Below are 21,593 nucleotides of genomic sequence, written 5' to 3' on the forward strand. Positions count from 1 at the left end.
GCGTTGGTGTGGGGCCGTACTGGGGCGAAAGTTGCCCTGGGGAGGTGGTGGCTGGAATTGTGTCGCGTTCCCGGGCATGTGTCCCTGTACTCGTGCCTCCGGGGGAAACGGGCGCGGAGGAGCTTGGCGAGTAGGCGAATTATGGTTGTTTCCCGTGGGACGCAGGCGGTACGTTCCATCGGATTCAACCTCGTTGGTTGAATGAGGCTGTTGGTAACCTGACATATTATGCGACTCTGAGTCCCCACGCGTGATGGTTGGAAGCGATTCCGTTTCTCCCTCGATAGAAGTTGGTTCTGGTGGTCCGGAACTCGCCTCAGGATTCGCAGGATTGGAGGCTGTCATATCGTGGTTCTCTCCATACGTCGGGGGACGACCGATGTTGTTGAGGTGGCAGACTGGAAAATTCTTCTTGATCCTATGGTAACCAATCCGGGCGAGTAATACGTGGGAGCACTGAATGGGATGCGCGCCATGGAAGATTAGCGAATCAGGCAAATTCGGGGGCCAGGGGAAGGTCTACTGAGTGTCCACTTGGGGTGTTGATGACCCAAGTGGACGGTTCCTTGCTGTAATGGTCCGATGTTATTCGGTGTCAAGGTCGTGGACGTATAGATGATCCGAATGGAAGATGGCCCGTTTTGTCAGTACAGTGTTTTAACCGCGTCGGGATGGTATTCGGTCAGTTCGCCGAAGCGTCCCTGCAGTACTTTGCCTGCCCACGTCGGATCTCCCAGCAAGGCACGGCCTACGGCGGCCAAATCGAACTCGTTGTTCTCCATACGGTCGAGGAGGCGCGAGATATTGGTGGCTTCAGCGACTTCCCCGGCAAACGAATCGGTCATGCGTTTGTCGAGTCCAATCGATCCGACACTGATCGCAGGTTTTCCGGTGAGTTGACGGGTCCATCCGGCCAGATTGAGATCGGAGTCGGCGAACTCCGGCTCCCAGAATCGTCGGGTGGACGCGTGGAACACGTCGACGCCTGCCTCTGACAACGGTTCCAGGATCGTTGCCAGTTCGGAAGGACTGTCGGCGATTGTGGCGTGGAAGTCGGACATCTTCCACTGCGAGTAGCGAAGAATAACGGGGAAATCCGGAGAAACCGCTCCTCGGACCGCAGCTACGATGTCGGAGGCGAACTTGACGCGCTCCTTGACACTGCCACCGTAATCATCGGTACGGGTGTTGGTTCGTCCCCAAAGGAATTGATCGATCAGGTAACCGTGCGCGCCGTGCAGTTCCACCGCGTCGAATCCAACGGCTTCCGCTTGGCGAGCACCTTCGGCGAAGGACTCGACGATCGCGTCGATGTCCCGCAAGGAGAGCGGATCACCTGTCTGCCGCCCATCGGGGCGTCGACCGGACGGCCCCACCGGCGGCGCCTCTGGGAACGGTGGTTGGCCCGGTTCGCGAACCATACCCACGTGCCAAAGTTGGGGAGCGATTTTTCCGCCTTCCGCGTGGACGGCGTCAACGACCCTCTGCCAACCTGCCAGCGACTTCTCCCCGTAGATACGGGGTACGCTGTCTCGTTCGGAAGCGGAAGGGTGACTGATATGCGTCCCTTCGGTGATGATGAGACCGACATCGGCGGCGGCTCGACGAGCGTAATAGGCGGCCACGTCGTCTCCTGGAATGCCGTCGGGTGAAAAATCGCGTGTCATCGGAGCCATGACGATGCGGTTGTTCAATTTGAGGTTTCCGACGCCGAAGGGGCGCTGTAGCAGTCGTTGGATACGTTCGATTTCGGCAGAGGCGTTCATCGGTTTCCTTTCCTTGTCGCTGTCTGCCTTGAACGTGCGGGGAACGAACACTATTCCCCAGCCTGGACGACCCGTCTGCTGCGTGACTGTTGGAATTTGACCTCCTCCCCACGGCTAAAGCCAGGGCCCTGCGCACTACGAATCTCCGATCACAAATCGGCTCAAGGGAATCGGGGGCGCAAATGTGGCGCTTTGACCGCCGCTGGAGTGGCGGTAGGGGAAGGTGGGTGAGAGATTGAGGGGTTAAGAGGTGGATTCATCGGGCCTTTCGGCGGAGAGGACGTCGCCGACTGCACGATACGGTTCAGCCGCCTCCGCGCATGAATCCGGGGCGTATGTTCTGCGTTTGGGTCGAATGCTGATTCTGAGCCTGTTCGATCGTCTGCGTAACGATGCGCCCCAGCGACTCCCGCATTTTCAACCCCGTCGGAGTGATGACGATGTCGTCGATCTCGCCTCGCCCGGACACCGTGACCGTGACGGCACCGGAATCGTCGGTGATACTGGTTTTAGTGCTGGTGAGCTCGGCTTTGGCGGCCTCGAGGTCGTCCAGCCGCTGCCGCATCTTGGTCTGCATCGATTCCAATTTGTCCAGTGTCGCCTGGGGATCACGCATGGCGTCACTGCCGCCGCTTGTATCGCTCACGTACTCTCCTCGTCGTGAATCGTGTCGTTCCGACTAACCGCGCATCCGACGAACATGCTCACTGAGTTCGTTCTCGGATTGCTTGTTCGCCTGCTTGATCATGGTGAGTGTCAACTCGCTCAGTTCCTCTGAACCGAGACGAAAGGCGCGTTGTGAATAATTCACCTCGCGGACCTTGAATCCCGGTTTCACCGTGGCCGAAACCGAGTGGTCGTCCGAGGTCGCGGTCGCCTCGGTCTCCTCCGCAAGGCGCCGAACCTCATCGAGATCGAACGTGGAATCCTCGGTCATCAGCAGCCTCCTTCTCTCTAAACTTGAACGGGTCCATTGCCTGTTCCCGGACTGGTCCCGGGGCTATTGGGTAGAGGCTTGACTTCTATCCCGTCTTCGACGGTATGTGGAACATTGGAAAGGAAATCCAATATCTCCGAGGTGCTTTCGAACGATTCTTCCAACTGTGAGCACAATTGGCTCCCGGAGAGGAAGATTCGGGCCGCCTGCATCACAATGCCAAGTAGATCGAGGAAAAGGCGGGTCAGCAGAATAGCCAGGTCGATACCCACCGGAACAACCGCGACCCAGCCGTACTTCGCGATGTCTTCGGCCGCTCCGATGACGGCGCCGGCGACTTCGGCGAGGGTCTGTTTGGCACGGTCTTGCAGTCGGCCGGCAAAGTCGGCAAAGAGCGCCACGAGGTCGGAAAGATGGTTCGCCGACGTGGTCGCGACGTTGATGGCCTGCAAAAATTCATTACTCCGCACGATCGCGGCGTCAAAGGCGTCGCCTTCCCAGTTGGGGACGATGTTGTTGTTCGCCTCGTCGCTGTAGGCCTGCGCCAGCTTCTCCGTGGATTGGGCGACCTGTGTCCACATGTCACTGGTCGTTTCCAAACGTTCGGGATTACCGGTCACCATTCCCACAAGGTCCTGAATCGGTTGGAGCGAATCCCAAATCCAGTCCAGCCCCGCCTTGATGGCGGCTCCGGCGATAAACCCGATGTCGGGTCCGTCGATATTGGCTTGAACGGCATCGACCAGATCCAGAATCTGTCGCGAAATGTCGACGATCATTTGACCGATGGCCAACAGGTCGTCCATGGTGGCCTCGCCGTCGAACAATCGATTGACGGCACCGGTATTGTTTTCGATATCTTCGGCGATATTGGTGGCCTGAGCGATGACCGGCACGTTCCCCACTACCGCGCTCTTGGCGTTCCCCAACGGATCGTTGATGATGCCACCGTCTTGATTGACGCCGAATTGCTGCTGTCGTGGTGCTTCGGATAGGTCGACGACAGTGCCTTCGTTGTTGTCGGTCATATTCTTAGATCTCCCTGGCCTGACGCAGCGCCTGAGCGGACTTCTCGTCGGCGTTTTCGTAACGGGTGCAACTATTGTCAATGAGTCGGCCCAAGCCGGCGCCGGCCGATTCCAACTTCTCCATGAGCGACTGCACGGAGTCGGCACACTGGTAATACTGTGTGGCCAGAGGTGTACCGATGACTCCGAAGACCGTGACGTCGCCTTCTTCGTCGTTGGCGTAGTCGGCGACCATACCGAAATCCGAACTCATAGAATTGAAATTTTGTGCCGCACTACGACACTCCTCGACCTCCATGCGGAAACCCTGATTAGACATCGCTTCCCTTTTCGCGGATTGTGAATGTAAGTCTTACTATTCTAGGTTAGCCGTGCGAGGCGACGCATCATCTTTGTCGCGGTCGCGAGTGCGACGCACGAGTCGTTACGATTGACCGTAGGCCTACTCAAGGGGAGGAATGGGGATGTCACAACCACCACCCGCACATGATCCGCGATATCAGGACGGTCACGGCTATCCATCGCAGTCTCGGCAACCTCCTTGGCAGCCCAATGTGAAGAAGATAATCAAATTCAAAATAGCCACATTGGTGCTGTTGGTCCTCTTCTACGGGACGGCCATTGGTGTCGTCATTGCTTCTGCCGCGACGAACTTATCAGACATTTGTAGCGCGTAGCCCCCGCATGAGCCGTGGGGAAGACGTTAGTGAAACGGGGATCTCCATGTACCACGGTCCACATCACGATTACCGTGATCCCAGCGACCCGCCGCCGCACCAGCCGTCCGCGCCACTACCTAAATGGCCCGGACGCCCGCGGGACTGGCGGCCGTTCATGAACGCCCGTCAGTGGCGTCTGTTCCTGTTCCTGCATTGGGCAGGTTGGGGCGTCATGGGGGTGGGAACGATCGTATTGCTGGTTCTGCTTATCGTGCTCGACGTTCCCCTGGATTAGGCGTCTCGACGATTGAGTGACCTCGCTGCTCCCCAAGAGGAGTGCTGAGTTTGTGAGGGTTGTCTTCACGGTCAACGACTCTAAACTCGGAACATGGATCTTACACAATCACCCTCTGACCTGGATTCCTGTGGCAGTGTGCTGGGTCTGGCGTGCCTTATCCTGATTGTTTATCTCATTGTCAAGGCAGTCGACAAGGGCGGCAGCGGTTCCACGGGAGGTCGTTACGGCGGCGAGTCGGGAGGCGGCGGTTACAGTGAGGGTAGCTCCGGCGGCGACGGTGGCGGTGATGGAGGTGGAGGCGATGGTGGTGGAGGCTCCTAGGAACCGGCATTAATCCCGCCAACGGCACCACTGCGCCCCTAGCCCCAGGTCACTCCCTTTCCGGTTTCTCACACATGTGTTCTGTCTCGTCGTGGACACCTGTCTTGCTCGGTGGGGCGGCCATAGTGACACTATCGAGGCGTGCATGTGCGTCAGCGACCGTTCCGGGTACTGCGTGCGACGGTGTTCGCCGCCGTATGCGTCACCGTGTCCGCGATCCTGCACATTCTGGCCGGGGGGATGCCACTGAGCCCGAGCGCCATCGCCTATACGGCGGTGGGCCTCAGCGGTGTCTCCTATGCGTTGACCGCTCACGAGCGTGGGGCGATTCCGGTCTTCCTGTGGTGCGCCGGTGTACAGACGGCCCTGCACGTTCTGTTCACCCAATCGTTCATGTGGGCGTCGAGCGCGTCGCATCTCTCCCACGCCGGCGATCACCTCAGTCCAGGAATGGTCGTCGTGCACGCCTTGGCGGCGGTCTTGTCGGCCGCTTGGCTGTGCCGCTGGGAATCGGCCTTGGCGCGGTTTCTGGGGCTGGCAACGGCGGCCTTGGCGGACCTGGTGTGCCTTCGTGTCGTTCCGGGGCGATCGTCGTTTACCGTCCGTACGGTCTCCTCCGTCGGGCCACGAACTGCTCCGGGGCGTCCGACCGTCGCGGTGCTGGCGGTGAGTCGTCGTCTACGAGGTCCTCCGAGTCGATCAATTCATTTCAACTGAACGAATCATGAATTAATCGACCTTTGCAAAGGAGACCTCTATGTCATTTCCTCGTTTCCCCCTGCCCGATTGGCGGCGTAGTGGGGCCGTCGTAGGCGCGGTGAGCCTCGTATTGGGCGTGTCCGCGTGCGGTGGTGACGATCATTCCGACCACTCCCACGACGACCATTCGGTGAGCGTCGACGACGCCTGGGTCAAGGCCACCGGAGCGAACATGTCGGCGGTGTTCGGCACGATCACCAATGACACCGATGCCGAGGTGGTCATCGAGTCGGTGGAAAGCTCGGTCACCGACTCGGTGGAACTCCATGAGGCGGCCACGGACGGCGATCAGTCGGTCATGCGGCCTATGGAAGAGCCCCTGACGATCGCGTCCGAAGAGAGCCACACTCTGGAAGCCGGCGGTGATCACATTATGCTGCTGGCCCTGGACGAGCCCATTGAAACCGGTCAGGAAGTCGTTCTCACTCTCAATCTGGCCGAGGGCGACGACCTCGAATTCACGGCCGTGGCCAAAGAGTTCGCCGGGGCGGACGAAGAGTACGACCCGGGACATGCGGACGATCACGGTGACGGTGATTAGCCTTGTCACCTCACGAAAACGGTTTTAGTCGGCGTCGCTTGTTCACCACGGGTGCGGCGGCCGCTGTGGGCGGAGCCGCCGTGGGGGCGGCCGGTTCATATTGGGTGTCGGGTGAGGAGGGCGACCGTTCCGCCGCCGACCTCGGCGCGCGGACCGTCCCCTTCCACGGCCGCCACCAGGCCGGGATCGACACCCCGCCACAGGCACACGGTCTGTTTCTGGGGCTCGATCTCAGAGAGGGCATTGACCTGGAACGGTGGGCCGGGGTGATGCGGATCTTGACCGATGACGCCGCTCGGCTGACACAAGGACGGCCGCCGTTGGCCGATACCGAACCGCAGTTGGCGCAGCTGCCCGCGAATCTCACCGTCACCTTCGGGTTCGGTCCGGGGCTGTTCCACAAACTGGGAGTGGCCGAGGCGATGCCGGACAACTTCGCGAGCCTGCCGTCGTATGAGATCGACGAGCTTGATCCGGCATGGAGCGGGGGTGATCTCTTGGTGCAAATCTGCTCGGACGATCTTCTGGCTCTCACCCACGCCCAGCGGATGCTGGTGAAGGACTCCCGTGCGATTCTATGGGTGGTGTGGGCACAGCGTGGTTACCGCAATGCGAGTGGGGTGAGCGACGAGCGTACTCAGCGCAATGTGATGGGCCAGCTCGACGGGACGGCCAACCCCGTTCCCGACGGCGGGGAGTTCGACGAAACGGTCTGGGCGGCGGGCTCCGGCTGGTTTTCCGGCGGGACCACGCTGGCACTGCGCCGGATTCGTGTCGCGATGGAGACCTGGGATCGCCTGGACGACGGCTCCAAGGAAATGCACATCGGCCGCACACTGGACAACGGTGCTCCACTGACCGGGGAACGGGAGTCGGACGCCCCTGATTTGGACGCGACCGAGGGCGGTATTCCGGTGATTCACCGCAACGCCCATATTCGTCGTGCCACCCCGGCGGACGGTCGCCGTATTCTGCGGCGATCGTATAACTACGATTCCGGTCCGACGGCGGACGGTGACTCCGACACCGGGTTGCTGTTCGCGTCCTATCAGGCCGATCTGTCCCAATTCACCGCTATACAGGACCGACTGGCAGAGTCGGACCTGTTGAACGCCTACACGACTCCGGTCGGTTCGGCCGTATTCGCCATACCGCCCGGTTGCGAGGAGGGCGGCTGGATCGGTGAGGGTCTGGTGGATCTCTAATCCTTGGTGGGGCCCTAGCCACAGAGGGCCCCACCGATATCGGGTTGACGTTGATGTCGTTCGGGCCGTATAACCTAGCAGGGCACGAAACACAACCATCCCGAGTGGAACGCACTCGGGACTTTTTGACGGAGTAGGTCATGACGACAGACAATGGCGACGCCCCCGACGGAGTCGTCGCACGAGCACCCATCGGCCGCCTGTGGTTTTACGCCCGCCAGCATCTGTCCCTGCTGTTGATCGGGGGAGCGATCAGCTTCGGCGGCGGGATTATCGGGCTGGTGCAACCGGTCATCGCGATGAACATCATCGAGGCTCTCGGTCGCGGTGACTCTCTCCGCAACCTGTTGATCATCCTGGGAGCGGCGGTGGTTCTCGGTACCGCTCTCGACGCGGTGGGCCCGTACCTGATGCAGCGTGCGGGGCAGAACATCATTCTCACCGTGCGGCGCCGCCTGGTGTCGCATCTGATTCATTTGAAGGTCGGTGAAGTCGACCGCCTGCGCCCCGGCGATCTGGTATCCCGACTGACCTCCGATACCAATCTCCTGCGCACGGTCGCCAGTACCACCGTCATCGGCGGCGTCACCGCGCTGATCATGCTGCTCGGCGGTCTGGCCATCATGGCCTGGATCGACATTGTTCTTTTCGGCATCACCGTCGCCATGGCCGTCGTCGTGACACTCGTTCTGGTCTTTGTCATGCCCCGCATCGGTCGCGCCGCCGTGGCCTCTCAGACGGCATTGGGGGAAATGGGCTCGATTCTGGAACGTATCTTCGGCGCCTTTCGCACCATCAAGGCCTCTGGGGCCGAAGACGCCGAAATCGAACGGCTCGACAAAGCGGCGGTGACGGCACGTGACAAGGGCGTGCACGCGGCGGTGTGGGAGGCCTTGGCCGGAGTGACCGCGTTCCTCCCGGTCAACATCGCCTTTATGGTGGTACTGGGAGTGGGAGGTGCCCGCGTTGCCTCCGACACCATGACCATCGGCGCGCTGATCGGTTTCCTCCTCATGCTGTTTTACCTGATGGGGCCGATCAACTCCCTCGTCCAGGCCCTATCGCAATTGCAGACGGGGCTAGCGGCGGTCAAGCGCGTCGAAGAAGTGTCCCAACTGGATGAAGAGCGACCTGAAGTCGATTCTGAGCTGGAGGGAAACGGCCGCGCCGCCGCCGTCGAATTCACGGACGTGTCGTTCCGTTATGCCGAGGACTTGGAGTACGTCCACCACGGTGTCAGCTTCACCGCCTCCGGGCGTGGGCTCACGGCTCTCGTCGGGCCGTCCGGAGCAGGCAAGACCACGATCTTTTCCCTGATCGAACACTTCTACCCCGCGACCTCGGGCCGAGTCGTCGTGGACGGTCGGGACGTCAACGACTGGCCCTTGCACAGTCTGCGGTCGATCATCGGTTACGTGGAACAGGACGCCCCGGTCATGCACGGGACTTTGCGGGACAACCTGATCATGGCCGCGCCTGAGGCTTCGGAGGATGAGATTCAGGAAGTGGTACGCCTGGCGCGTCTGTCGGACCTGACGCGGCGACTACCCGACGGTCTGGATTCGGTGGTCGGCTACCGTGGTCTGACGCTGTCGGGCGGGGAACGGCAGCGGGTGGCCATCGCGCGAGCGCTGCTGCGACGTCCGCGTCTGCTGCTTCTGGATGAGGCGACGTCTCAGTTGGACGCTACGAACGAGGCGGCTCTCCGGCAGGTCATGTTGGAGGCGGCCGGGCGGACGAACGTTCTCGTCGTGGCACACCGGCTGTCGACGGTCACCAGTGCCGACCAGATCGTGGTCTTGGACGCGGGGGTGGTGCGTGCCAGCGGAACTCATGAGGAACTGGTCAGGTCGGACAGCCTGTATCGCGATCTCGCGGCGGAACAGTTGCTGACGCCCGAGGAGAACTCCGACTGAGTGCCTTGTAGCGACGGTGCGATAACGGTAAAGTAATCGAACCATTCATTGATGGAGCGATGACGATGAGGAGATTATCGTGGCCACTGGCACCTATCCCACCCGTCCCGCGCCGCGCCTGCGGCGCGATGATGCCGAAGCTGTGGAGGTCGCTCGCGCCTTTCACGACACCATGAGTCAACGCCGTTCGGTCCGCGACTTCGCCGATACCCCGGTCCCTGCCGAGGTGCTCCGGGAGGCGGTCGCTACTGCCGCGACAGCTCCTTCCGGGGCGAATCTGGAGCCGTGGCGTTTCGTCGTCGTGCGCGATCCGGAACTGAAGCGGCGTGTGCGGGAGGGCGCAGAGGAGGAGGAACGGGAGTTCTACCACCGCCGGGCCTCGGAGGAGTGGCTGGACGCCCTGGCGCCGTTGAACACCGATGAACACAAGCCGTTCCTGGAAGAGGCGCCCGCCCTTATTGTGGTGTTCGAAGTGCATAAGAGCGAGACCGAACCGCGCCCGTACTACGTGAAGGAGTCGGTCGGTATCGCGGTCGGTCTGCTCTTGGCCGGTCTACATCAAGCCGGGCTGGCGACGTTGACTCACACCCCGAGCCCCATGAAGTTCCTCGGCCCCATTCTGGGGCGTCCCGCGAACGAACGGCCCTATGTGGTGATCCCTGTGGGTTATCCGGGAGAGAACGCCACCGTGCCCGACATTTCCCGCAAGAGCGTGGAGGAAGTGATGGTGGAGCTGTAGTCAGCCTTCGCTGCGAAGGAACAGTAGCGCCGCCGTGGCCAGCCCGGAGGTGAACTGCGCGTTGGCCTTCATCTGCGGCTCGGCTCGGGCCAGCGCGCGCCAGGCTACGTCGCGGTAGCCGGTGTCGCCGATACGCTTCCAAGCGACGACGAACGCTTCGGCGGCCAGGGCCCATCCCGACGGGGTGGGCCCGTCATGGACCTCGGACAGTCGGGTGATGAGACGTTCGGCATCGTCGGCGGTGTCGTAGAAGCCGCCTTCACCGTCGCTGAAGTGGCTGGTGATGTGGTGCAACAGTTGAACGGCGCGGTCATTCCATTCGCCGCCGAGTTCGAAGTACGCGAGCGCCAAGGCGGCGTAGTCTTCCAGAACGCCGGGGTTGTCGGAGGCTTGTCCGTCCTTGCTGCTGCGGATCAAGCGGCCGGACTCGTCCTGGTGTACGGTCCGCAGGTGACCGGCGGCGGCTACGGCGGCGTTACGTACTCGGGAGTCGTTGTGTCGTTCCGCGTGGCGAACGAGCGACCGGATGGCCAGGGCGTTCCAGGCGGTGACGACCTTGTCGTCGCGGTGCGGTTGCGGGCGTTGATCCCGGGCTTCGCGGAGCAGTGATCGGATGCGCTCGAATCGGCTGCGGTCATTGACTGGACTGCGTCGCGTGGGTACGGAGGCCACACCTTCGAAATTGGGGTGTTGGTCGTCGATGCCGAACACGTGAGCGGCCCATTCGGCGTCTTCGGCGGGTAGCGCCTCGCGTAGTTGGATTTCGGTCCACACGTAGGTGAGTCCCTCTTCACCGTCGGTGTCGGCGTCGTAGGCGGCGGCGAAGGCTCCCTCGGGAGTGGTGAAGTGCGTCAGGAGGAATTCCGCGGTTTCACAGGCGATTTCGATGGTCTCAGGCGTGTCGAGACCGGTGTACAGGTCGAGGAGTTCGGCCTGGTCGTAGAGCATTTTCTCAAAGTGGGGGACGGTCCAATCGCGATCCACGCAGTAGCGGGCGAAGCCGCCCGCTAGCTGGTCGCGCAGGCCTCCGTGGGCCATGGCGTCGGCGGCATTGTGGACCACTTCTCTGCCGGCGGTTGAGCCGTATTGCCGCAGTAGCCGCAGCATCGGCACGGCGGGGAACTTCGGCGCACCGCCGAAACCGCCGTGTTCGGGATCGGCGACGCCGATGAGCTTGGTGACGGCGGAGTCGACCAGTTCGGATTTGATGGGCGGAGCCGGTGGGCACGGGCCGTCGATGGGGCAGTAGACGGTGGTGTCGGCGAATTCGCTGCCGCCCGTGGACGTCGCCTCCACCACGGCGTTACCCTGTTTGCCGAGTTCGGAACGACGGTCGGTCCAGGCTTCGGTGACGGCGGCGAGCAACTGCATGAAATGCGGTTTGGGGTAGTAGGTTCCCGCGTAGAAGGGGGTGCCGTCGGGGAAGGCGAAGACGCTCATGGGCCAACCACCCTGCCCGAGCATGGCGAGGGTGGCGCGCATGTACACGCCGTCGACGTCGGGGCGTTCTTCGCGGTCGACCTTGACGGAGGTGAAGTGCTCGTTGAGAAACTCGGCGACCTCGTTGTCTTCGAACGACTCGTGGGCCATCACGTGGCACCAGTGGCAGGTGGAGTATCCAATGGAGATGAACAGCGGGCGGTCGTGTGCGGCGGCGTCGGCCAGTGCCTCGGGGCCCCACGGTCGCCAGTCGACGGGATTGTCGGCATGTTGTAGCAGGTAGGGCGAGGTTGTTTCGGCGAGTCGATTCATGGCTCCATCGTGTCACAGATGACGGCGGGTCCGAGTGACTCGCGCGGGCGAGGGGTGACCGTCGCGGCTAGGTCGCGACGTCGGGTAGCGGAACGCCGGTGGCTTTGAGCTTCGCGGCGAGGTAATCGGCGACGAAGGCGGGGATGCCCGGGGTGATCGCGATGTCGGGAAGCAGGTGTTGGTCGATCAGGCGGGCTCGGAAGAGCGTGGCGATGGTGATGTCGTGCTGGGGCTGGTCGAGTATCTCGATGTCGTCTCCCGCCTGGATGGTTCCTTCCTGAAGCACTTGGAAGTACGTCCCGGGGCGCAGGGCGGCGGTAAAGGTCTTCAGCCAGCCGTTTTCGTCGATCCAGCCGCGGAAGGTGGCGCAGGGGACTCGCGGGTGGATGGCTTTAAGAACGGTGGACCCCACCCGGATGCTTTGCCCCAGTAGGAGGTCGTTGACGTCGATTCCGGAGGTGGTGACGTTTTCGCCGAACATTCCGGGGCGTAGGGAACGACCGAGTGCCGTTTCGAAATACCGGTAGTCCTCTTCGGCGTAAGCGTATACGGCGTTGTAGCGCCCGCCGTGGGACTTAGCGTCGGCGATCCGGTCGCCGTCGACGCCGCTGGTTCCGTCGGAATACGGGCCGGGGTCGGTGATCGGAACGGGTCCGGTCACCGGTTGCTTATCGATCCCGGTGCGTTCGAAGTCGGTTCCCCAGGGGTTGTCGTGGAGCGTGCCGATGTTGACCGAAGTGACGTTCATGGGGCGAGTTTAATGCCCCTGTGAGTGAGGCTCAAGTTCATTACATCGGTCGTTCTCCACGGCGGCCTTGTCGTCGGGATTGATCAAGCCGCAGTTCTTGGCCGACAGGCACCCACAGCCGACGCATTCGTCGAGGCGGTCGCGAATCCGTTCCAAAGTGGCGATCTTGTCCTCCAGACGTTGGTGCCAGTCGATGGAGATGCGATTCCAGTCGGCGGGTGTGGGAGTGCGGTGGTGCGGCAGCCGGTCGAGGGCGTCTTTGATCTCCCGCAACGACATCCCGACGGCTTGGGAAGCGCGTATGAAGGCGACGCGGCGGAGTTCGCGGCGATGATAGCGGCGTTGGTTTCCGGGCGTGCGATGGGAGTGGATCAGCCCCTTTTGTTCGTAGAACCGGAGGGTGGGTGCGCTGGTTCCGCTGCGCCGGGCGAACTCGCCGATGGTCAGTTCACCGAGAGTCATGTGCTGTTCCTCACTTCCCCTTGAGTTCAAGTCAACTTTAACTTTGATACTAGGTGACATGACATCGACCGACTTCGCCACCCTCAAGAACTTCGCTCCCGAGATCCAACCCGACGACCGCTACATCGACGAGCACCATACGCTTGACCTGCACTGGGTTATGTACGACTCCGTCCTCAACCTCACCCCCGAAACCGTCGACAGTCCGGATCGGGACCGGTACCTGATCTCCAAGGGACACCGATCGACCGCGTACTACCTCGTCCTCGCCCAGAAGGGATACATCCCATTCGCATGGATCGACGACATGTACGGCCCCGAATCTCCGCTGGGCGGACACCCGGACCGAACCCGCATACCCGCCGTGGAGATTTCGTCCGGCTCTCTCGGCCATGGGCTACCCCTTGCCCTTGGCATGCATGAAGTATTGCGTGCCCGTGGGCGGCGCCGGCCCCACGTATACGTGCTGATCGGCGACGCCGAATTGGAGGAGGGGTCCAATCACGAAGCCATTGCCTACGCGGGTTTGCGGTCGATGCGGGGATTGACCGTCATCGTCGACGACAACCGCTCCGCGCTGCGCGCCTGGGGCGGCGATATCGCCCCTAAATTCGCCGTACACGGGTGGTCGACTCGCAGTACACCGGCCTACGACCACACGGCGCTCGCCGAGGCCGTGACCGCTCACCATCCCGATAAGCCCAATGCCGTCATAGTCGAGCAGCCCTAACCCGAGGAGTAACGATGACCCAGGTGATAACCCGCGCCGAAATGCGCGAACAGTTCATGGAAACCACCACCGAGCTCATGGATCGCTACCGACATTTGAGTTTGGTTTTGGCGGCCATCGGAAGTGGACCCTCCGAACTCGGTCCCGTGCTGGACAGGTACCCGGAACGTGCCTTCAATGTGGGAATCCGCGAACAGCTCATGATGGGGATGGCGGCGGGGACGGCACTGGAGGGATTGCGTCCCATCGTCCACTCCTACACCCCGTTTTTGATCGAGCGGGCCTTCGAACAGATCAAGCTGGACTTCGGGCATCAGGGCACCAATGGAATCCTGGTGAGTACCGGAGCGTCCTATGACTGGTCCCAAGGAGGGTTTACCCACTACGGGCAGACCGACATCAGTCTGCTCAGCTCGATACCGGACTGGACCCTGCACGTCCCCGGCCACGCCGAAGAGGTGGACGCCATGCTCTGGAGCGCGGGAATCAGCAGCGACAGCGTCTACGTCAGACTGTCCACTCGCAGCAACCGGGAAGCGTTCCCGGAAGCGATCAACGGTTTCCAACGTTTTGCCGACGGGCATCAGGCGGTAGTGGTCGCCGTCGGCCCCATGCTGGACAACGTGTTGGACGCCGTGGAGGGACTCGACGTCGGCGTGGTGTACACGCCCACTCCGAGCGCACTGGACCGGTTCCCCGTCCACGACTACGATCACGGCGTATTCATCGTGGTGGAACCGTATTTGGAAGGAAGCAGTTCGGCACGACTGACCGCTGCACTGGAACACCGCATGCACCGACTGCTGAACATCGGGGTGAAAAACGTCGATCTACATCGGTACGGCACCCCGGAGGATCACGATCGTCGACACGGCCTCGATCCCGCCGGTCTGCGGGAACGCATTGTCGACTTTCTCTATTGACGCGTTGGCACCGGCCTGCCGAGCAGTGAGCTCGGCAGGCCGACACGGGCTACTGCATGTAGTTCGGCGGGGGAGTTTCCTTACGGAAGTAGTCATTGGCCTTGGGCATGGCCAAGAAGATGATGATGAGGATCGAACCGAGCGTCAACATCAGCAAGGACACCCAGTCGATCACGTTCAACCAGGCGGGAATCTGCGCCTCCATCTCCTCGGTGATGACCTGATCGAATTCGGCGTTCTCGCCCGTTCCGGTCATCGAATCCGGCATGGCGAAGCTGAGCATCTGCGGCAGGCCGCAGCAAAGCAGGGCGATACCGGAGAGAATCCAGCTGAGAATCCGGGCCGGGTTCTTGCCCTTGGAGTTGAACACCGCCAATATGGCGTAGGAGACGGCGAACACGATGTAGATCGCGGCGATGACGACAAAGAACATCGTCATGAATGTGGGAATGGCGTCCATGACCTCTTGCCGTTTGGCCTCGGACATCCCGTCGAAATCGGACGATTTCGGTAGTTGCTCCTGCAGGGCTTCTTCAACGCTGCTCTTGACGGCGAAGAACGCCAGAGCACTGAGAACCAAGAAGGCGGCGGTGGCGTACTGTATCCAGACCGCGGCCGATACGATGCCGGGCATCGGCTTCGGGCTGCCCGGGTCGTTACCGGGGACATTGGGTATGTTCGGTTGGGCCATTCTCTCTCCTTTAGGCACGGTGGGTGTTCACCGGTCACGGGCGATCGTGTACCTGTCGTCTTGCTGCTTGCCATTCTAGGGGAGAGCGTCTTGGCGTGTCGCGTCAGATTGTTCCGGGGACAAATCGCAAGGGAAGGCGACCGTGCACCGGGCGCGTCACCCTCCCTTACGGACGGTTAGTGCTTAACCGGCGCGGAGGCGTTCAAAGCCGGAATGAATCCGTCGGAGTGCCCGGTCGCATTGGGGTGGTAGGACTCGGCGAGATCGCTGCTGAGGCCGTTCACATACGACGTCGACGTGCAGACACCGTGTCCGGCGAACTCGTCGATCGGGTCGACGAAGGTGAACCCGGCGTTGGTGGCGGCCGTTTCGGTCACGTTCTTCAACGTGTACGTGGCGTCGTTGATGTGCGCCTGTTCGTTGCGGCTGATGCCTAGGCTACCCCAGCAGGTTTCATCGCTGAACAGAAGCGGGTAGCCGATGATGACGACCTCGGCGTTCGGAGCGGCTTGGCTGATGGTGGAGTAGAGATTCCCCAGTTCTCCGGGAAGGCGACTCACCGCTTCGGCCTCGGCATCGTTCACGCGGTCGATGCAGGTGGAGTCCGACCACAGGGTGCAGTCGGTGATGACGTCGGCGAACCCGACGTCGTTGCCGCCCACCGACAGGGTAATCAGGTCGGTGTTGGAGTCGATGGTGCCCAACTGATTGGAGTGAATATCGGGAATGGTCGCTCCGCTGCAGGCCTGAAAGTCGAACTGCGCGTTCAATTGACCGGCCCACAACGGCGCGTAGGCATTAGTGGACTGATAGCAGCCGGAACCTTTCCAGCTGTTGGACTCGAAGTAGTCGCCCGCTCCGGCTCCAGAGGCGAAGGAATCGCCCATGGCTACGTAGTCGAGCGGTTCGGCACTTGAGGCGCTCGCGGGTATTGACAACGCGGCCACCACGGCGGCCACGAATGTCAGGGCAAGATATCGGAAACGTCTCATGACGGGAACCTCCGGCGAGATAGCAGGAATTACGACAAATGCCGCTTTCGGTGCATAAGCGACATTTGAATTCTTGGAATTGAATATATCAATGTGAATTGCCTAAGGCAATACCCAGAAGTAACCGAAGCTCGGCCGGGATAAAATAGAACAAAAAGTAAGACTTATTACTATAAACCCGGCAAAGCTCCATAAACCTCACTTTAAAGCATGGCGGATCGGGCCTAAAACACGGTGCCGATGTCGCTCGCATGCGCTACGATCGACCGGTTCTCGAATCTCAACGGCGGAGTGGTCCCACTCGTGTGGGGACTTCACTCGCGACGAACCCACCGGCAAGGTAGGACGGAGAACCGAAAGCGATTGGTATCCTCCTCGCCAGGAGCAGCGGGAGCGACTGCGTGAATACCACCGCATAATCCAGCAAGCGACCATCATCTCGGGAGCATTTCAGTGCCAGCCACCACATCGCCCACCACACCCGAACACGCGCCCGCCGCACTCAGCGCGCTTCTCCAAGCCGCCGCGAACAACCCCGGGTTGCGTCGGCTCACTCGGCTGGCCGAAGACCGACACTCTGATGTAGACATCGTAACCGTGCCCGCCGCACACTCCTTGACCTTCGCCCACCTCAGCGTCACCAGCGACCGCACGGTCCTAGCCGTCACCGCCACCAGCCGGGAGGCCGAAGAACTGGTCGAGGCTCTCAGCTCATATCTGCCCGAAAACGACGTGGCCTACTATCCCGCCTGGGAAACCCTGCCGCACGAACGCCTCTCACCCCGCAGCGACACCGTCGCGCAACGTCTCGACCTCCTCCACCGTCTGCACACCGGCGACACCCCACGCATCATCGTGACCCCGGTGCGCGGAGCGCTACAGCCGCAAATGAAAAACCTCGGCCATCGCGCCCCACTCGAAGTGCGAGTGGGCGACGAAATCGACCTCACCGAACTGACCGAACAACTCACCGGCCTGGCCTACCATCGCGTCGACCTGGTGGAAAAGCGCGGCGAGTACGCCCTACGCGGCGGGATTCTCGACCTCTTCCCACCGACGGGCGCCCACCCCGTTCGTATCGAGTTCTTCGGCGACGAAATCGACACCATCCGAGAATTCTCGGTGGCGGATCAGCGCTCCCTCGACGAAGTCGACTCCGTACGTGCCCTTGCCTGCCGAGAGCTACTGCTCACCGACGCCATCCGCTCCCGCGCCGCCGACATCGCCACCGAGACGCCCGGCCTCGCCGACATGGCCGAAAAAATCTCCCAAGGCATCCCCACCGAAGGAATGGAATCCCTCATTCCTCTCTTGGTGGGAGCCGACCAACTCGAACTGTTCAACGAGACCCTGCCCAACGACACCCTCACCGTCGCCATCGACCCCGAACGCATCCACACTCGCTCGGTCGACCTGGCACAGACGTCCAATGAATTCCTCGCCGCCTCCTGGGAAGCGGCGGCCGCCGGCGGTTCGGCCCCCGTGGATCTGGGCGCAGCGGTTTTCCGCGACCTCGCCGAAGCGCGCACCACGGCACTCAAATCCGGCCAAAGCTGGTGGAGCCTCTCCCCATTCGCCTCCGAACCCGACGACAACGACCCGGTCGCCGCCGAACTGGCCGCCATCACCGGCGAAGGAGAATCCGCGTCCGTCGCCGACCACACCGCCACCGTCGACCTCAAAATCAGCTCCACACCCCGGTACCACTCCGACTCCGACAAACTCATCTCCGACATCAGCAGGTGGAAGAAGGACGGAAAGGCCATCGCCGTCGTCTACCCCGCACTCGGAGGGGCCGAACGCGCCGCCGAACAACTGCGTGACGCCGGAGTGGGCGCACACGTCGCCTCCCTACCCGAAACCTTCACCGCCGGTGAGGTCACCGCCTGCACCGGCAACATCCAACAGGGATTCCTCGACGACAGCTCCAACCTCGTCGTCGTGACCGCCGCCGACATTCTCGGCGGCAAGGCGCTCGCGGCGGTGCGGCCCCGTAAAGGCAAGGCCGTACGGCGACGCGGCGCGGTCAATCCCCTGGAACTGAAACCGGGCGATTACGTCGTCCACGACGCCCACGGGGTCGGGAAGTTCGTGGAAATGGTGCGCCGCAACATCGCCGGAGCCGAACGCGAATACCTGGTGCTGGAATACGCTCCCTCGAAACGCGGCCAGCCCGGAGACCGGCTCTTCGTCCCCACCGATGCCCTCGACCAGTTGTCGCGCTACGTCGGCGGCGAAACTCCCACGGTGCACAAGCTCGGCGGCAGTGACTGGCAGAAGACGAAACGACGGGCGCGTTCGGCGGTCAAAGAAATCGCCGGCGAGCTCATCCAGCTGTACGCGCAACGCCGCGCTGCCGAAGGCTACGAATTCTCGCCCGACAGTCCCTGGCAGCGGGAACTGGAGGACGCCTTCCCCTACATCGAAACGCCCGACCAGATGTCGGCGATCATCGACACCAAGTCCGATATGGAGCATCGAATCCCGATGGACCGGCTCGTCAGCGGGGACGTCGGATACGGCAAAACCGAGATCGCGGTTCGCGCCGCGTTCAAGGCCGTACAGGACGGTAAACAGGTCGCACTGCTCGTTCCGACCACGCTGCTGGCCAGTCAGCACTACAACACCTTCGTCGAGCGTATGGGACAGTTCCCGGTCAACATCAAACAACTGTCACGCTTCCAGACCCCCCGCCAAGGTGCGGAGATCCAGAAGGGACTCACCGACGGCAGCGTCGACATCGTCATCGGGACGCATCGCCTCCTTCAGGCCGAAACCCGCTTCAAGGACCTAGGGTTGATCATCGTCGACGAGGAACAACGCTTCGGGGTACAGCAGAAGGAACAGCTGAAGGCCCTGCGGGCGACGGTCGACGTACTGACCATGTCGGCGACGCCCATCCCGCGCACCCTGGAAATGGCGGTGACCGGCATCCGGGAGATGTCGCAGATCACCACTCCACCGGAAGAGCGTCACCCCGTCTTGACCTACGTGGGCGCGTGGGAATCCAAGCAGGTGGCCGCCGCGATCCGACGCGAACTCCTCCGCGACGGGCAGGTCTTCTATCTCCACAATCGGGTGGAAACCATCGACCGTTCCGCCCAGAGGTTGCGCGAGCTCGTCCCCGAGGCGCGGATCGTCGTAGCGCACGGCAAGATGAGCGAAAAGGAACTGGAAACCATCATGCAGGGTTTCTGGGAGGGCGAGTACGACGTCCTCGTGTCCACCACCATCATCGAATCCGGCATCGACATCCCCAACGCCAACACCTTGATCGTGGAGAGGGCCGATGTACTGGGGCTCTCCCAGCTACACCAGATCCGAGGCCGGGTCGGTCGCAGTCGCGAGCGCGCTCACGCCTACTTCCTGTACCCGTCGGAAAAGCCGCTCAGCGAGACGGCACATGAACGACTGGCCACCATCGCACAGCACACCGAACTGGGCGCGGGTATGTACGTCGCCATGAAGGACCTCGAAATACGCGGAGCCGGTAACCTCCTGGGCGCCGAGCAGTCCGGGCACATCGCCGACGTGGGATTCGACCTCTATCTCCGCATGGTCGGGGAAGCGGTCGAACAGTACAAGGAGGACGGCGAACAGCCCGCCGAGCCGGTGAAGGTGGAGTTGCCGCTCAACGCGAACGTCCCCATCGACTACATTTCGGTGGAACGTCTCCGCCTCGAGGCGTACCGCAAGATATCGGAAGTCCGCACCGATGCGGAACTGAAGGAAGTCGAGGAAGAGCTGACCGACCGCTACGGCCCCGCGCCCGAGCAGGTGCAGAATCTCTATCACCTCGCTCGGTTCCGCATCATGACGCGCAATGTGGGGCTGCGCGACGTCAGCCTGCAGGGACGCAATCTGCGGTTCTCGCCGGTGACCCTGCCGGATTCGAAACAGCTGCGACTCAAGCGGCTCTATCCGGAGGCCACCTATAAAGAACCGGCGCAGCTCATCTCGCTGCCTCGACCTAAGACCTCCCCGGTCGGTGGAAAACCGATCGAGGGTATCGCGCTCCTGCAGTGGTGCGCGAACTTCATCGACGACATCCTCCCGGCGGCGGAAAAGCGGGAATCATGACCGACATCGTTCTCTTTCGTACCAGCCCACGCGTCTCCCCGGGCCTGTACAGCGCTGCGGCCTGGAAAGCCTTGCACGAGGCCGTGAGGGTCGCGGCGTCCTTTGCTTCGGAGACGACCAAGGCCCTCGTGGACGCGGGAATCGACGTGCACACAGATGCCGCCGTCGAACCGTTGCGAGACGGAGGCGTTTGGATCGAGCAGGCGGGAGACGAGAGCGTCGTAGCCCGCTTTCGGGCCTGGCAGGAGGCGGGGCGGGTGACCGTCACCGAACTGCACGCCAACTGGGATCGGCCGGGCGCCCGTGTTCTCGACCTCGTCGACACCGTGGACGCTCTGCATGCCGATATCGGCGGCTGTCCCTGGCACAAGGGGCAAACGCACACCACTCTCGCGCCGTATCTGCTGGAAGAAACGCACGAGACCTTGGAGGCCATCGACGCCAGGTCGGACGCTGACCTGCGGGAAGAACTCGGCGATCTCCTCTTCCAGCCCCTGCTGCATGCCCGCATCAATTCGGAGTTCACTCTGGACGACGTCGCCGACGACGTGGTGGAAAAGATCCGGCGCCGTCACCCCCACGTCTTCGCCGACGCCAAGCCCGACGATCTGTACGACAATTGGGCCGCGATCAAGGGGGCCGAGAAGTCACACCGCTCCCGGCCGGACGAGGGTATTCCGCGTGATCTGCCTGCGCTTGCTTTCGCGCAGAAGCTGTTGAAACGTACCGATCCGCACTGGGCGCACGGCGATCATCCCGATAACCGCGAACGCGCCTACTCCACGGAGGAGATCGGGCAGCAGTTGCTGGAGCTGGTCGATATCGCCCGTAACAACGGTGTCGACGCGGAAACGGCGCTGCGCCGGGCCGTGCGGCGTCACAGTGAAGGCCGTTAGCGTCGGGTTCGAGCTTGTTGATGGAAAATCGGGGCGGCGACCCGCCGTTTTAGTTACCAGCTATGGACTGGCGGGTCGCCCAAACACTGGTCCTCATAGAGAGGGGACGTGTTCTTACTCAATAGTAATATATCGCTCTGTGTAAATCCA

The 21,593-nt window shown here is 62.0% G+C and carries 21 protein-coding genes; 11 read left to right on the top strand and 10 right to left on the bottom strand.

Features of this window, described 5'->3' with window-relative positions; all coding sequences use genetic code 11:
• Nucleotides 1-644: 644 nt before the first annotated feature.
• From HALAL_RS0108965 to HALAL_RS0108985, 5 genes are all read right to left on the bottom strand, one after another.
• Nucleotides 645-1,766, bottom strand: a complete 1,122-nt coding sequence (locus HALAL_RS0108965; RefSeq protein WP_025273681.1) for an NADH:flavin oxidoreductase — start codon at nucleotides 1,764-1,766, stop codon at nucleotides 645-647.
• Between the two features lie 304 nt (nucleotides 1,767-2,070).
• Nucleotides 2,071-2,412, bottom strand: coding sequence for a YbaB/EbfC family nucleoid-associated protein (locus tag HALAL_RS0108970; RefSeq protein ID WP_035534464.1), 342 nt, complete (start codon nucleotides 2,410-2,412; stop codon nucleotides 2,071-2,073).
• Nucleotides 2,413-2,445: 33 nt separating this feature from the next.
• Nucleotides 2,446-2,703 (bottom strand): YbaB/EbfC family nucleoid-associated protein, encoded by a 258-nt coding sequence (locus tag HALAL_RS0108975; protein ID WP_025273683.1) that lies wholly within the window; start codon nucleotides 2,701-2,703, stop codon nucleotides 2,446-2,448.
• Nucleotides 2,704-2,720: 17 nt separating this feature from the next.
• Complete coding sequence (locus HALAL_RS0108980) at nucleotides 2,721-3,731, bottom strand: hypothetical protein (protein ID WP_025273684.1); 1,011 nt, start codon at nucleotides 3,729-3,731, stop codon at nucleotides 2,721-2,723.
• Between the two features lie 4 nt (nucleotides 3,732-3,735).
• The gene (locus HALAL_RS0108985) at nucleotides 3,736-4,050 is read right to left on the bottom strand and encodes a type VII secretion target (RefSeq protein WP_084471933.1); all 315 of its coding nucleotides are present in this window, start codon (nucleotides 4,048-4,050) and stop codon (nucleotides 3,736-3,738) included.
• A 365-nt stretch (nucleotides 4,051-4,415) separates the two neighbouring features.
• Here HALAL_RS0108985 and HALAL_RS0108990 point away from each other — a divergent pair, with 365 nt between their 5' ends.
• From HALAL_RS0108990 to HALAL_RS0109020, 7 genes are all read left to right on the top strand, one after another.
• Nucleotides 4,416-4,685, top strand: a complete 270-nt coding sequence (locus HALAL_RS0108990) for a hypothetical protein (protein WP_035534467.1) — start codon at nucleotides 4,416-4,418, stop codon at nucleotides 4,683-4,685.
• A gap of 93 nt (nucleotides 4,686-4,778) precedes the next feature.
• Nucleotides 4,779-5,009 carry a hypothetical protein gene (locus tag HALAL_RS0108995; protein WP_035534470.1) on the top strand — a complete coding sequence of 77 codons (231 nt, stop codon included), beginning with the start codon at nucleotides 4,779-4,781 and terminating at the stop codon, nucleotides 5,007-5,009.
• A 141-nt stretch (nucleotides 5,010-5,150) separates the two neighbouring features.
• A complete protein-coding gene (locus HALAL_RS17585; RefSeq protein ID WP_156937683.1) occupies nucleotides 5,151-5,726 on the top strand; it encodes a hypothetical protein in 576 nt (191 codons plus the stop codon).
• 40 nt (nucleotides 5,727-5,766) lie between these two features.
• A complete protein-coding gene (locus HALAL_RS0109005) occupies nucleotides 5,767-6,309 on the top strand; it encodes a copper chaperone PCu(A)C (RefSeq protein WP_025273689.1) in 543 nt (180 codons plus the stop codon).
• Nucleotides 6,310-6,311: 2 nt separating this feature from the next.
• Entirely contained in the window at nucleotides 6,312-7,514 is a 1,203-nt protein-coding gene (locus tag HALAL_RS0109010) for a Dyp-type peroxidase (protein ID WP_025273690.1), read from the top strand.
• A 140-nt stretch (nucleotides 7,515-7,654) separates the two neighbouring features.
• Entirely contained in the window at nucleotides 7,655-9,430 is a 1,776-nt protein-coding gene (locus HALAL_RS0109015) for an ABC transporter ATP-binding protein (RefSeq protein WP_025273691.1), read from the top strand.
• Between the two features lie 79 nt (nucleotides 9,431-9,509).
• A complete protein-coding gene (locus HALAL_RS0109020; RefSeq protein WP_025273692.1) occupies nucleotides 9,510-10,169 on the top strand; it encodes a nitroreductase family protein in 660 nt (219 codons plus the stop codon).
• Here the strand turns inward: HALAL_RS0109020 and HALAL_RS0109025 are convergent, their stop codons facing one another.
• The 3 genes from HALAL_RS0109025 to soxR all read right to left on the bottom strand — a co-directional run bounded on the left by HALAL_RS0109025 (nucleotide 10,170) and on the right by soxR (nucleotide 13,131).
• On the bottom strand, nucleotides 10,170-11,921 hold the full coding sequence (locus tag HALAL_RS0109025) for a thioredoxin domain-containing protein (protein WP_025273693.1): 1,752 nt from the start codon (nucleotides 11,919-11,921) through the stop codon (nucleotides 10,170-10,172).
• A 67-nt stretch (nucleotides 11,922-11,988) separates the two neighbouring features.
• Complete coding sequence (locus HALAL_RS0109030; RefSeq protein WP_025273694.1) at nucleotides 11,989-12,669, bottom strand: MOSC domain-containing protein; 681 nt, start codon at nucleotides 12,667-12,669, stop codon at nucleotides 11,989-11,991.
• A gap of 9 nt (nucleotides 12,670-12,678) precedes the next feature.
• Nucleotides 12,679-13,131, bottom strand: a complete 453-nt coding sequence (soxR, locus tag HALAL_RS0109035) for a redox-sensitive transcriptional activator SoxR (RefSeq protein WP_025273695.1) — start codon at nucleotides 13,129-13,131, stop codon at nucleotides 12,679-12,681.
• Between the two features lie 58 nt (nucleotides 13,132-13,189).
• On the opposite strand from soxR, the gene HALAL_RS0109040 reads away from it, so the two are divergent.
• Both HALAL_RS0109040 and HALAL_RS0109045 read left to right on the top strand, forming a co-directional pair.
• A complete protein-coding gene (locus HALAL_RS0109040) occupies nucleotides 13,190-13,861 on the top strand; it encodes a thiamine pyrophosphate-dependent enzyme (RefSeq protein WP_025273696.1) in 672 nt (223 codons plus the stop codon).
• A 14-nt stretch (nucleotides 13,862-13,875) separates the two neighbouring features.
• Entirely contained in the window at nucleotides 13,876-14,784 is a 909-nt protein-coding gene (locus tag HALAL_RS0109045) for a transketolase family protein (protein WP_025273697.1), read from the top strand.
• Between the two features lie 49 nt (nucleotides 14,785-14,833).
• Here HALAL_RS0109045 and HALAL_RS0109050 read toward each other — a convergent pair whose 3' ends face one another.
• Both HALAL_RS0109050 and HALAL_RS0109055 read right to left on the bottom strand, forming a co-directional pair.
• On the bottom strand, nucleotides 14,834-15,475 hold the full coding sequence (locus tag HALAL_RS0109050; protein WP_025273698.1) for a hypothetical protein: 642 nt from the start codon (nucleotides 15,473-15,475) through the stop codon (nucleotides 14,834-14,836).
• A gap of 176 nt (nucleotides 15,476-15,651) precedes the next feature.
• Complete coding sequence (locus tag HALAL_RS0109055; RefSeq protein ID WP_025273699.1) at nucleotides 15,652-16,467, bottom strand: SGNH/GDSL hydrolase family protein; 816 nt, start codon at nucleotides 16,465-16,467, stop codon at nucleotides 15,652-15,654.
• Nucleotides 16,468-16,920: 453 nt separating this feature from the next.
• Between HALAL_RS0109055 and mfd the strand changes: the two genes are divergently transcribed.
• On the top strand, nucleotides 16,921-20,547 hold the full coding sequence (gene mfd, locus HALAL_RS0109060) for a transcription-repair coupling factor (protein ID WP_025273700.1): 3,627 nt from the start codon (nucleotides 16,921-16,923) through the stop codon (nucleotides 20,545-20,547).
• Complete coding sequence (locus HALAL_RS0109065) at nucleotides 20,544-21,443, top strand: nucleoside triphosphate pyrophosphohydrolase (protein ID WP_035534471.1); 900 nt, start codon at nucleotides 20,544-20,546, stop codon at nucleotides 21,441-21,443. Before mfd ends, HALAL_RS0109065 begins: the two co-directional genes overlap by 4 nt.
• Nucleotides 21,444-21,593: the final 150 nt, after the last annotated feature.

The sequence above is a fragment of the Haloglycomyces albus DSM 45210 genome (genome assembly GCF_000527155.1).
GTDB classification, from domain to species: domain Bacteria; phylum Actinomycetota; class Actinomycetes; order Mycobacteriales; family Micromonosporaceae; genus Haloglycomyces; species Haloglycomyces albus.

What these genes read in the sequence shown, in the direction of transcription:
- HALAL_RS0108965 (WP_025273681.1), bottom strand. Translation starts at nt 1,766, where the DNA reads ATGAACGCCTCTGCCGAAATCGAACGTATCCAACGACTGCTACAGCGC.
- HALAL_RS0108975 (WP_025273683.1), bottom strand. Translation starts at nt 2,703, where the DNA reads ATGACCGAGGATTCCACGTTCGATCTCGATGAGGTTCGGCGCCTTGCG.
- HALAL_RS0108980 (WP_025273684.1), bottom strand. Translation starts at nt 3,731, where the DNA reads ATGACCGACAACAACGAAGGCACTGTCGTCGACCTATCCGAAGCACCA.
- HALAL_RS0108985 (WP_084471933.1), bottom strand. Translation starts at nt 4,050, where the DNA reads ATGTCTAATCAGGGTTTCCGCATGGAGGTCGAGGAGTGTCGTAGTGCG.
- HALAL_RS0108990 (WP_035534467.1), top strand. Translation starts at nt 4,416, where the DNA reads ATGAGCCGTGGGGAAGACGTTAGTGAAACGGGGATCTCCATGTACCAC.
- HALAL_RS0108995 (WP_035534470.1), top strand. Translation starts at nt 4,779, where the DNA reads ATGGATCTTACACAATCACCCTCTGACCTGGATTCCTGTGGCAGTGTG.
- HALAL_RS0109005 (WP_025273689.1), top strand. Translation starts at nt 5,767, where the DNA reads ATGTCATTTCCTCGTTTCCCCCTGCCCGATTGGCGGCGTAGTGGGGCC.
- HALAL_RS0109015 (WP_025273691.1), top strand. Translation starts at nt 7,655, where the DNA reads ATGACGACAGACAATGGCGACGCCCCCGACGGAGTCGTCGCACGAGCA.
- HALAL_RS0109025 (WP_025273693.1), bottom strand. Translation starts at nt 11,921, where the DNA reads ATGAATCGACTCGCCGAAACAACCTCGCCCTACCTGCTACAACATGCC.
- HALAL_RS0109030 (WP_025273694.1), bottom strand. Translation starts at nt 12,669, where the DNA reads ATGAACGTCACTTCGGTCAACATCGGCACGCTCCACGACAACCCCTGG.
- soxR (WP_025273695.1), bottom strand. Translation starts at nt 13,131, where the DNA reads ATGACTCTCGGTGAACTGACCATCGGCGAGTTCGCCCGGCGCAGCGGA.
- HALAL_RS0109040 (WP_025273696.1), top strand. Translation starts at nt 13,190, where the DNA reads ATGACATCGACCGACTTCGCCACCCTCAAGAACTTCGCTCCCGAGATC.
- HALAL_RS0109045 (WP_025273697.1), top strand. Translation starts at nt 13,876, where the DNA reads ATGACCCAGGTGATAACCCGCGCCGAAATGCGCGAACAGTTCATGGAA.
- HALAL_RS0109050 (WP_025273698.1), bottom strand. Translation starts at nt 15,475, where the DNA reads ATGGCCCAACCGAACATACCCAATGTCCCCGGTAACGACCCGGGCAGC.
- HALAL_RS0109055 (WP_025273699.1), bottom strand. Translation starts at nt 16,467, where the DNA reads ATGAGACGTTTCCGATATCTTGCCCTGACATTCGTGGCCGCCGTGGTG.
- HALAL_RS0109065 (WP_035534471.1), top strand. Translation starts at nt 20,544, where the DNA reads ATGACCGACATCGTTCTCTTTCGTACCAGCCCACGCGTCTCCCCGGGC.